Origin of the sequence: Microcystis sp. M53598_WE2, assembly GCF_030067735.1 — a bacterium.
Taxonomy (GTDB): Bacteria; Cyanobacteriota; Cyanobacteriia; order Cyanobacteriales; family Microcystaceae; genus Microcystis; species Microcystis aeruginosa.
On record NZ_JASJFE010000412.1, the window covers coordinates 1 to 10,360 of the forward strand.

Below are 10,360 nucleotides of genomic sequence, written 5' to 3' on the forward strand. Positions count from 1 at the left end.
AAAAGCTTTCTCAACAGCCCCTAAATAGGGTTGGCTGAAAAAGTTTGCTCCCCCTAAATTCCCCTTAAAAAGGGGGACTTAAAGCTGAAAAAAGGGGCTTTGCGCCCCTAAAAATCTTTAGTCAACCGATTAAAAATCTACACCAGACTATAGACAATTACCAAACCCAAAACTGCGGCAAAGACAATTAAAGCGTAGAATTGGGCGCGACCATTTTCGAGGTATTTCAGACCTTCACCACTGACAAGAGTAGCTAAACCAGTTAAATTCACTGCCCCATCGATAACGCGATAATCCACTTCCATAATTTGCCGTGCGAGACGACGACAACCCTGGACAAAAACTCGATCATAGAGATTATCAATGTACCATTTGTTCAGGGAAAAACGATACAAAACGGGGAATTTTTCGGCAATAGTTGCGGGGTCAATTTTCTTCTGGAGATACATCAAAGAAGCGACAGTAATCCCGATTAAAGCAATCCCCACCGAATTACCCGCCATAATCAGAAACTCTGTCCAATCAAAAGCATGAACTTCTTCCACTACTTCGTTAGGAACATGAATAAAACCCTCGAAGAAATTCTGCCAAGGTTTACCCACCAAACCAATTAACAAAGAAGGAACCGCTAAAATCATGAGAGGTAAAGTCATAGTAATTGGCGATTCGTGGGGTTCATGGGCATGATGGCCGTGGTTGTCTTCTTCCTGCGCTTCCGAGTCTAATTGCTTAACATTCATTGCCCCCGGTCCAAAAGCGGGAATCGCACCCGCATTGGCTAACAGTCGGCGTTTAATCTCCTTATTAGTCCCTCTAAACTCCCCTTCAAAAGTGTTAAAGTACATCCGGAACATATAAAAAGCTGTTAAACCCGCAGTCCCCCAACCGATTAACCATAAAGCTGGGTTCGCTTCAAAAGCTAAACCGAGAATTTCATCCTTCGACCAGAAACCAGCGAAAGGAGGAATCCCACAGATGGCCAGAGTTCCCACCAGGAAAGTTAGGGCGGTAATGGGCATATACTTGCGTAAACCGCCCATCATCCGCATATCTTGCGCTAAAACCGGCTCATGACCGACCACATCCTCCATACCGTGGATGACCGAACCAGAACCGAGGAATAACATCGCCTTAAAATAAGCGTGGGTCATCAGGTGGAATAATCCCGCACTATAAGCGCCGATACCCATAGCCATAACCATGTAACCCAATTGGGAGATGGTGGAATAGGCTAAACCCTTTTTGATATCATTCTGGGTGAGGGCGATACTTGCCCCTAGGAAGGCAGTAAAGGCCCCCGTCCAAGCAATTACCGTCATCGCCGTGGGAATTGGCTCAAAAACGGGATACATCCGGGCAATCAGGAAAACTCCGGCGGCCACCATGGTGGCGGCGTGAATCAGGGCCGAAATCGGGGTCGGACCTTCCATGGCATCCGGTAGCCAGACATGAAGGGGAAACTGGGCTGATTTGGCCACGGGTCCAAGGAAGACTAAAACGGCGAATAATGCCGCTAAACTGCCGGCAATGGCTCCAGAAGAGACTAATTCCTCTAGACGTTCACCCATGATATCAAACTCGAAGCTACCGGTGGCCCAGAAAAGCCCCAGCATTCCCAGTAATAAGCCAAAATCGCCGACGCGGTTGGTAACGAAGGCTTTTTGACAGGCCTCGGCGGCCGCCGGACGAGTGAACCAGAAACCTACCAGCAGATAGGAACACATCCCCACCAATTCCCAGAAAACGTAGATCTGGACTAGGTTGGGACTGATGACCAAACCGAGCATAGAACTGCTAAAAATGCTCAGATAGGCGTAAAAACGCACATAACCGGGGTCGTGGGCCATGTAACCATCGGTATAAATCATCACCAAAAAGGCCACGGTGGTGACGATGACCGACATTAAAGCGCTGAGGTGATCGATCGTATAACCCATTTTCAGGTGAAAGTTACCCGCCGATGCCCAATCGATCATTTGGTTGTAGGGAGCGTGTCCATTGATTTGACTCCACAGCAGCGCAAAAGAAAGCACCATCGACGCGCCGAGGGTAGAAATGATCAATACAGCATTTGCCTGTCGCAGACGATTGGTGACTTCATTAAAGGAAATTAAGCCCGCGCCGACTAGGGTAGCGCCTACCAAAGGCAGGACGGGAACTAGCCACGCGTACTGATAAAGCGGTTCCATTCAGTAATACCTAGTTTACAACTTCACACTATTTGGTTTATCTTCATCTATTGTGACATAGGTTAATTCTTAAGAAAGTGTTTATACCTAGTTTTGCTCAATAGGGCGGCGAAAGGTCAAAGGATCTTATCGATTTGGCAGTTTAGCGAGCGGGACGGTAATTTTTAGGGAGAAGCGGGAAAATTATCGAATAGCCACGAAAGCAAAGAAACGATTAAACCAGCAGAAAAGGAAATTATCGCCACGATCGCCTCGCTACCAAGATAACGGGATAAAAAACTGCCTTGAATTTGGGCGATCGGTAGTCGCGGATTTAACCCCACTTGGATGCTGTTGGTATTGCCAGAAACGCTCACTTCTAAACCTTGTGATGCTTCGGTAAATTGAATTTTTGGGGAAAGAAAAAGAAAATAGATAAGCCTATTGCGATGACACCCATCAGACTATCAGGTTCGGGAATGGTTGCTGCTGTAGTAACAGAAACCGGGGCCTGATTAGGAGAAAAAAGCGCAAAGGTACGGGTTGCATCAATAGCGATTCCATATATATCGGGATCAATATTGTAACTTATCGTGCAAGCGCACATTCCTCCGTTTTGATACATCTGCTCCAATAATTCTTGCCATTCACGACCTTGATAATACGATCCATAATTTCCCAGGACAGCACCAAACAAATCAGAAGGATAAGTAAAATTGCCTTGGCTATCAATGACACTCAAACCCAAGAAGGCAGATTGTTGCGGAATAACATAATTCCCTGTGTTTTGCGTCTCACCTAAAGCAATTAAAGCGGGATAAGTCGTTGTTAGGACATTATCAATGGCATTCCGTGCCGCTTCTGCACCCTGAGCATTTAGCCAAAAGGTGGGTTGCAGATTTAAATTAGAGGGATTGCCGAATAAATTGCTAAAAGTATCCTGAACAAAATTAACATTGTAGGAAGAATTATTGACGACTAGATCTTTAATGCCGGTGATATTTCCCTGGGTGTTAAACTGAACAGTAGCCGCTTTAGCTGAGGAGAGCGTAAAGCTGAAAACTGAAGCTAAAATCGTTAAACCGAGGATTTTAGTCTGTTTAAACATGATTCTTTCTGTACTCAGGATAGTTAAAGTAACCCATCTGTTATAGCACAAAATATTCCCAGAACATTTGGCTATTAGACTTCTGGCAAAAGTAAGCTCTTGAGCTGCTATCAGATCAGAATATCTACAATACTAGATAAATTTGACATAATCAGAGGTTATACAGATATTTTAGTCGTCTGTTGTCTTTTTTCTCCTCTTAGTCTCCTGTCTCCCGAAAACGAAAACTTTGTACCTCACTATTGAGCAGCTGATCCATCTGCCAACCTAACTGAGTTGGCTGCTGATAAACCTTTTTTAAAGTGTTAATATCCCGGCTAGAAATCGGGGCAATATCTCTAGTTTGAGCGAAATACATCACATCCGTCTCTAGGGGACTATGACCCCAAATTCCCAAAGCGTGACCTAATTCGTGCCGCGCTGCCGCTAAGGCCGACCGATCGGCTAAATTAGGACTAATCTGGATACTCATCCGATGAGTTAAGCGATTTTCCTTGACAAAAATCTCGTATTGTGTTATGGCAGAACGCACCCGGGGCAGTTCTAACTTACCCGTTTCGGCATTAAAACGGACTCCCGACGGCGGTAACTCTCGTTTAATGAGGATATCGGCCAATTCTGCCCGATTTACCAACTCCATCGGCAAATACTGCCCCCATTCAGCGATCGCCTGTTGTACCAAACTCAGCCAAGAACTGCGATCGCTCTGAATATAAATCTTCACGGGAAATTGCGACCAAATCAACGCCCCCACGGGACTGATTTCCACGGCATCAAAATAATCCCCGGACTGGTTTTGCTCTTGCCATTGGGCTAAATTAGCGGGTAAAGGATGGGTTTTTAACTCCGGTAGCGATCGACTGTCGGCAATCAGAGAATAGGAAAACAGCAAAAGACTCGCCAAGGCTGCGAGTCCTAGAAAAGAGAACCGACCTCTTAGCATTTAGCGATTTAACCAGCCGGCGCTCAGTACAATGGTTAGGGTGATAAATACCGTCCCTAACGCCCAAGTCACCTGATTTAAGGTTTTTTCCGCCGTTTTTGCGCTGGTAAAAATCTGTGATTGGCCGCCAATACCGCCAATACCATCCCCTTTGGGACTGTGTAATAACACCAAAATCGCCAGAAAGGCCGCCGCCAGCGCCCAAATAATCTGTACTACCAGCACCACTGTCATGATCATTACTCTCTATTTTCCATTACAAAGTATAGCAGTTATCAAGCCGTCAGCTTTGAATTAGTTATCAACTAGGGTCCTCTTCATCCTCTATATCCTCAAGTGTTAGTGGTGCTTGGGCGCTATGGCGAACATATAACACATAAACCGTACTATCTCTAATTGTAAAAAGCACTCGATAGACATTTTTACCTTTCCCATAAAAAAGTTGTCGGACTTCTTTGGGTAGAAAAATCGTCTGTTCGAGTGCTAAAGCACAACGAGTTGGTTTCTCTTGCAGAGTCGCAATAGCATTCATTAATCCTCGAAACCAACGGTCAGCAAACTCAGCATTATAACCTCGATACCAGCGATAGGCTTTTTCGATCTGTGCCGTGGCAGTTGGGGTAATTTCAACCTGAAATACCATATTTTTCGGCCATTTCCTGGGCAAAATCGGACAGAGGACGGGTTTTACCGGAGTTTATCTCCTCGAAACCTTGCTGAATCCCCTCAATGCTCTCTAAATACTCCATCAGTTGTCTGAGCTTGCTAGGATCTATTTGATCGAGAAAAGTCACCAGCACTTGTGAGCGATCGCTAATATCATTGGGTAACTCGGTTAGGTGTATTTGTCCATCTCGATAAACACCTTCGATGGTTTTCAGCATAAAATTCCCCTTTATTGACTTTTTACTCGTTAAAGCGAGATGCGGACGGGAGTGCGACTGGCTTTAATTTCCACTTCGGCCGGTTTAATCAGCGATCGCCCGGTCATTTCTACTGGGACGGGAATAGAGAGAATTTCCAGGATAGTCGGGGCAATATCGGCTAAACGACCATCATCCCGCAGCTGCACATCGCCACCGTGGCCGGGTATTTTTCTCCCTTCCCCTTCAATTAAAATTAAAGGAACGGGATTAGTCGTGTGGGCGGTCCAAGGATTACCCGACTCATCCACCATCGTTTCCGCGTTACCGTGGTCCGCGGTGATTAACACTGTTCCCCCCAATTTATTGATGCTACTTAACAACTTAGCCAAGCATAGATCCACCGTTTCCACTGCTTTCATGGCTGCGTCTAAAATGCCCGTATGACCCACCATATCGGGGTTAGCGTAATTGACTACCACCAGACTATAGATCCCCTGTTCGATCGCCCCACAGACCGCTGTTGTCACCGCGGCTGCCGACATGGCCGGAGCTTGGTCATAGGTGGCGACTTTCGGACTAGGAATTAATTCGCGCACTTCTCCCTCAAAGGGTTTTTCTAATCCCCCATTAAAAAAGTAGGTGACGTGGGGATATTTTTCGGTTTCCGCACAACGAAACTGTTTTAATCCCTGTTGAGCGATCACCTGTCCTAAAATATTATTTAAATTCTGGGGAGCAAAGGCCACATCTACCGGTAATTTCGGATCGTATTGGGTGAAAGTGACAAAACTGAGGGGAGAAATTAAATCTCGATCGAAATCTTCAAAATCGGGCATAGTCAGGGCATAACATAACTGTCTAGCTCGATCGGGACGGAAATTATAGAATATCACCCCATCGCCTGCTTCGATCGCCCCCGGTGCAATTCTGGTGGGGGGAATAAATTCATCGGTAATATTTTGATCATAAAATGCCTGTAATACTTCAGTAATCGATCGCCCGTCGATACCTTGATCACTGGTCATCACGTTATAGGCTTTTTCCACCCGATCCCAACGGCGATCCCGATCCATGGCATAATAACGGCCACTGAGAGTCACCATGCGACCGAGTTTGATTTTATTAATATGTTCTTGAATCCGTTTAATAGCTGGCATTCCGTCGGTGACGTTGGTATCGCGACCATCGGTGATGACATGAATGCAGACATCGCTAATCCCTTGCACTTTCGCTAAGTCTAATAATCCCAGTAAGTGATCGAGATGGGAATGAACTCCCCCCTCGGAACATAAACCAATCAGGTGTAATTTGCTTTTTTTGGGGCGAATCTCGGCGCAGAGTTTTAATAAAGCCTGATTTTGTTGAATCGAACCATCTTCGATCGCATCGGAAATTCGTACTAACTCCTGTGGTACAACTCGCCCCGCTCCGATATTCAGGTGGCCAACTTCCGAGTTGCCCATCTGTCCTTCTGGTAGTCCCACATCCTTAGCGGAGGTGCGGATTAAGGTGTGGGGATAAACTTCCCAGAGACTATCCATAATCGGGGTTTTCGCCATTGCAATCGCATTATCCGACCTTTGCGGGCGATAACCCCAACCATCAAGGATAACCAGTACGACTGGGGATATAGGTGCGTGGGTCATGATATACAGTCCTAAATTAAGAGTGGATTTCCATGCACTAAGATAATATCATCGAAACTTCCATTGATCACCGGTGTCCAGGCGATCGACCCCCTAATGTCAGCAAATGATGGGTATGTCTCAAAAAAACGAAACAACTGCTTTAATAATCGCTCTTTTAGCCACTGCGGGCATTTTAGGTGGGGGTTACTTCTGGCTACAAAGTCAATGTGCTGCGGGTCAAGAATTCTTTCTCTGTGGCAGCAGTAAAAGTTCGCAAAAATCCCCAACATCGGGAAGTGCCTCCTCTCCCCTACCCCCTCCCCCTTCCCCCCAGGGAGTGGTCAGTTTTGCCCCACCGACTTCTATCCCCAGTGGCACGACAATTCGCATTAATGGCTCTACCAGTATGGTACAGATTAATCAAGCCTTAAAAGCCGCTTTAACGGCCAAATTTCAGGGGGTAGAGGTCTTGACAAATGCTCAAGGATCTGATAGGGGATTAGAGGAAGTGGCCCGGGGGGCGATCGATATTGCGGCGGTGTCACGACCTTTAACCGAGTCAGAACGCTCTCAGGGATTGGCTTCTAGTCCGATCGTTCGAGATGCGATCGCTATTGTGGTGGGAGTAAAAAACCCCTTTGCAGGGGGGTTAACCACTGCCCAAGTTAAAGATATTTTTACCGGAAAAATCACCTCTTGGTCGGAGGTGGGCGGTTCTGCTGCTACTATTCAAGTGATTAATCGTCCTCCTATTAGTGGCACTTATCAAAGTTTTCGTCAGGAAGTGCTGCAAGGGGGAGAATTTGGTAGGGGAACTAATTTTAAAATGATGGATAGGGATGCCACCACCCCGATTTTGCGAGTTTTGGGACTGAATGGCATTAGTTACGCAACCTATAGCCAAATTGCCGACCAAAAAACCGTCAGGGCGCTCGCTGTGGACGGAATTTCAGCCAGTGAACCTAATTATCCCTGGCAGCGTACCCTTTACTACGTTTACAAAGAACCTGCTAGTGAAGCAGTCAAAGCTTTTATGGGTTTTGTGTCCTCTAGTGGTGGTCAAGAAGCGATTTTTCGGGCCAATGAAGATCTACAAAAGTAGTCGAGGAAAACTAACTCAGAAGACAAAACAGGATAGACTTTTCTCTAAGTCCGATTTAGTTTGGGGGCCATGAAGGATTTATTGGCGATTTTTAGCAAGGAATTAAGCTTTTGGTTAGCGGTACTATCAAGCCATAATTAGCCAATGAACAAAAAACAGAGGAAAACCTATAATGCTATTTTTGCCGATCCCATCCGTTGTAACATCGTTTGGGATGATGTCCTTAACTTAATTCAGTCATTAGGAGGTAACATTACTCAAGGCGATGGCTCAAGAGTACGATTTGACCTTAACAAAATTTCCCTCAATATTCATTCCCCTCACCCCCAAAAAGAACTAAAAAGATACCAAATTAAAGCTCTTCGTGAATTTTTAATTAAAGCAGGAGTAAATTAATGCAATACAAAGGCTATGAAGCTGTGATTGAATACGATGAAAGCGATCGCTTATTTTTTGGTCGTGTCATCAACATAGAAGATATTATCGTTTTTGATGGTCTTTCCGTTGATGAACTAGAACAGGCTTTTAAAACTGTTATTGAACAATACTTAGCAGATTGTCAAACCCTTAATAAAAACCCTAATCAACCGACTTATCCCTTATCTTCTCATTAGTTAGGAGGCGATTGCGTTTTGTGGTGAGTGATTAGGCGATCGCCTATAATAATTAGGATTATTGTCAAGTTCAGCCGCTATGACTACCACAATCAAGAAAGAAGAAACCAGTTGATGATGAAAGAAATCATTCCTTTCCATCAACGACTAAATTCTAGATTAAATAAACAAAAAATTACCATATTACAAGTTAATTTAGGCAAACACTGCAATTGAGCTTGTAATCATTGCCATTTATAACCGCTTCTTCGAGGTTCTTTACTCGGCAGATAATCGGCTATTGCGATTGATGTTTGACGTAGGTTCGTAATACATCATTAATTAGGTCGTGATAGCTCTTTTCTTGAGCATGATTCCTAAACCACTCAAGGATTTCTGAATCCAACCTGATACTAATTTGCTCTGTTTGTGGATTTGGTTTGACCAGTTTAGCATTCTTGAAAAATTCATCATCTAGGGGAGGAATATCTGAATAATCAATATTCTCATCGGACATTTGCATAAATTTCTCTTGTCGCTCTTTAAGAGGCATATCAAGGGAAAATTCAGGGTTGCTCATAGCGTTTTCTCCTTGATATAGAGCAGGGAGCATCTCATTTATGCAAGTGAGTAATTATACTTATCCATAAAACTGGTTTCTAGCAAGGCTTTCAAAATAGCTTGACATAAAAACCTGATTTAGGGGTTACAAAGGTGAGATGCTCCCTTAGAGCATCGGTTTTTGAGAATTGTCTATATACAAAGTCAGCATTCATGAGGGGAACCCTGGGGCGAATTACTTCGCCCCTTTAAAAGCCCCGTCTCATCGCACTAAGCGCTTCGGGTCTTCGCCCCGACATTTGAGATAAAATAAGGACGCTGCCACTTGCGTCCTCAAGGTATCTGGAAAAGGCTTTTTTCCTAGACTTTCCGAGAGTAGTATTCCACTACTAACAGTTCATTAATCGAGAGGGCAATCCATTCTCTTTCCACAACGCCATTCACTTTGCCCACAAGGGTGTTTTTGTCAAATTCCAAATGACTCGGCAGGTTGGCTAAACCGGGGTATTCCATATTTCTTTTGACTAGATCCTGGGAACGCTCTTGATTTCTAACTCCAATCACATCACCCGGACGGCACTGATAACTGGCAATATCCACAACTCTACCGTTAACGGTGACGTGACCGTGATTGACTAATTGTCGCGCCCCCGGAATTGTCCCAGCCATACCGAGACGGAAAACGGTATTATCCAGACGCATTTCTAAGAGTTGCAGCAGCACTTGACCAGTGGAACCGGTAGCCCGGCGAGCTTTGCGGACATAGCGAATTAATTGTTTCTCGCTGACACCGTAGTTAAAACGCAGTTTTTGTTTTTCTTCTAGACGAATGGCATATTCTGAACGTTTTTTGCGGGCCTGGCCATGTTGCCCCGGTGCATAGGCACGACGGGCATTTTTACGGGTTAAGCCTGGTAATTCCCCTAAACGACGCACAACGCGCAAGCGCGGTCCTCTATAACGAGACATACAGACAGTCTGCTCCTATTTAAATTTATCCCAAAACTATTATCGTAGCACAAATTAAGTGATTTAGTTGGCGTGTGGGGAGATGGGGAGAGGGGAGAACGGAGTGGGATGATGGGGTGTGGGGTGTGGGGTGTGGGGTGTGGGGAGAATAAATAAAAGCAATCTCCTGAATACTGACTCCCGACTCGGAGAATACTGATCACTGATTACTGATTACTGATTACTGATCACTGATTCAAGCCTGACGGCAGCTGATGTATTTTTTTCATCGGAAATTTTGGGTCTGAAACCCCGCCGTTCTAGGTTGGCTTTACGTTAGAATTAAAAAGCCAGTCTCGAAAACCAAGTGGACGGCGCAGCACCTTGAAAGCTCGGCTGAGGGGGTTCCGACCAGAAAAGCTTGGCCGGGTAAAAAGTCGCGC

General features: G+C 45.1%; 12 protein-coding genes and 1 pseudogene. 3 read left to right on the forward strand and 10 right to left on the reverse strand.

Annotated features, from left to right (window positions below; translation table 11 throughout):
• Nucleotides 1-137: 137 nt before the first annotated feature.
• The 8 genes and pseudogenes from PX636_RS08760 to gpmI form a co-directional block, all read right to left on the reverse strand.
• Nucleotides 138-2,189: an NAD(P)H-quinone oxidoreductase subunit 5 gene (locus tag PX636_RS08760; protein WP_288116784.1), complete on the reverse strand. Its 2,052-nt coding sequence runs from the start codon at nt 2,187-2,189 to the stop codon at nt 138-140.
• A gap of 164 nt (nt 2,190-2,353) precedes the next feature.
• Nucleotides 2,354-2,578, reverse strand: a pseudogene (locus PX636_RS08765) (hypothetical protein); the annotation flags it as partial.
• A complete protein-coding gene (locus PX636_RS08770; RefSeq protein ID WP_288116786.1) occupies nt 2,548-3,276 on the reverse strand; it encodes a hypothetical protein in 729 nt (242 codons plus the stop codon). The gene PX636_RS08770 and the pseudogene PX636_RS08765, both read right to left, overlap by 31 nt.
• 199 nt (nt 3,277-3,475) lie before the next feature.
• Nucleotides 3,476-4,219 carry a peptidase gene (locus PX636_RS08775; RefSeq protein WP_288116787.1) on the reverse strand — a complete coding sequence of 248 codons (744 nt, stop codon included), beginning with the start codon at nt 4,217-4,219 and terminating at the stop codon, nt 3,476-3,478.
• Nucleotides 4,220-4,453: a preprotein translocase subunit SecG gene (secG, locus tag PX636_RS08780; protein ID WP_002736485.1), complete on the reverse strand. Its 234-nt coding sequence runs from the start codon at nt 4,451-4,453 to the stop codon at nt 4,220-4,222.
• A gap of 67 nt (nt 4,454-4,520) precedes the next feature.
• Entirely contained in the window at nt 4,521-4,862 is a 342-nt protein-coding gene (locus PX636_RS08785; RefSeq protein ID WP_002761318.1) for a type II toxin-antitoxin system RelE/ParE family toxin, read from the reverse strand.
• The gene (locus PX636_RS08790) at nt 4,846-5,103 is read right to left on the reverse strand and encodes a hypothetical protein (RefSeq protein ID WP_002798041.1); all 258 of its coding nucleotides are present in this window, start codon (nt 5,101-5,103) and stop codon (nt 4,846-4,848) included. The genes PX636_RS08785 and PX636_RS08790 overlap by 17 nt, the downstream gene beginning before the upstream one ends.
• 29 nt (nt 5,104-5,132) lie before the next feature.
• Complete coding sequence (gene gpmI / locus PX636_RS08795; RefSeq protein WP_288116789.1) at nt 5,133-6,731, reverse strand: 2,3-bisphosphoglycerate-independent phosphoglycerate mutase; 1,599 nt, start codon at nt 6,729-6,731, stop codon at nt 5,133-5,135.
• Nucleotides 6,732-6,837: 106 nt separating this feature from the next.
• Here gpmI and PX636_RS08800 point away from each other — a divergent pair, with 106 nt between their 5' ends.
• From PX636_RS08800 to PX636_RS08810, 3 genes are all read left to right on the forward strand, one after another.
• A complete protein-coding gene (locus PX636_RS08800; protein ID WP_288116790.1) occupies nt 6,838-7,815 on the forward strand; it encodes a phosphate ABC transporter substrate-binding protein in 978 nt (325 codons plus the stop codon).
• A gap of 144 nt (nt 7,816-7,959) precedes the next feature.
• A complete protein-coding gene (locus PX636_RS08805) occupies nt 7,960-8,211 on the forward strand; it encodes a type II toxin-antitoxin system HicA family toxin (RefSeq protein ID WP_012266175.1) in 252 nt (83 codons plus the stop codon).
• Nucleotides 8,211-8,429: a hypothetical protein gene (locus PX636_RS08810; protein ID WP_012266176.1), complete on the forward strand. Its 219-nt coding sequence runs from the start codon at nt 8,211-8,213 to the stop codon at nt 8,427-8,429. The genes PX636_RS08805 and PX636_RS08810 overlap by 1 nt, the downstream gene beginning before the upstream one ends.
• A gap of 277 nt (nt 8,430-8,706) precedes the next feature.
• Here PX636_RS08810 and PX636_RS08815 read toward each other — a convergent pair whose 3' ends face one another.
• Both PX636_RS08815 and rpsD read right to left on the reverse strand, forming a co-directional pair.
• Nucleotides 8,707-8,988, reverse strand: a complete 282-nt coding sequence (locus PX636_RS08815; RefSeq protein WP_002802832.1) for a BrnA antitoxin family protein — start codon at nt 8,986-8,988, stop codon at nt 8,707-8,709.
• Between the two features lie 341 nt (nt 8,989-9,329).
• A complete protein-coding gene (gene rpsD, locus PX636_RS08820) occupies nt 9,330-9,938 on the reverse strand; it encodes a 30S ribosomal protein S4 (RefSeq protein WP_002798058.1) in 609 nt (202 codons plus the stop codon).
• Nucleotides 9,939-10,360 lie beyond the last annotated feature (422 nt).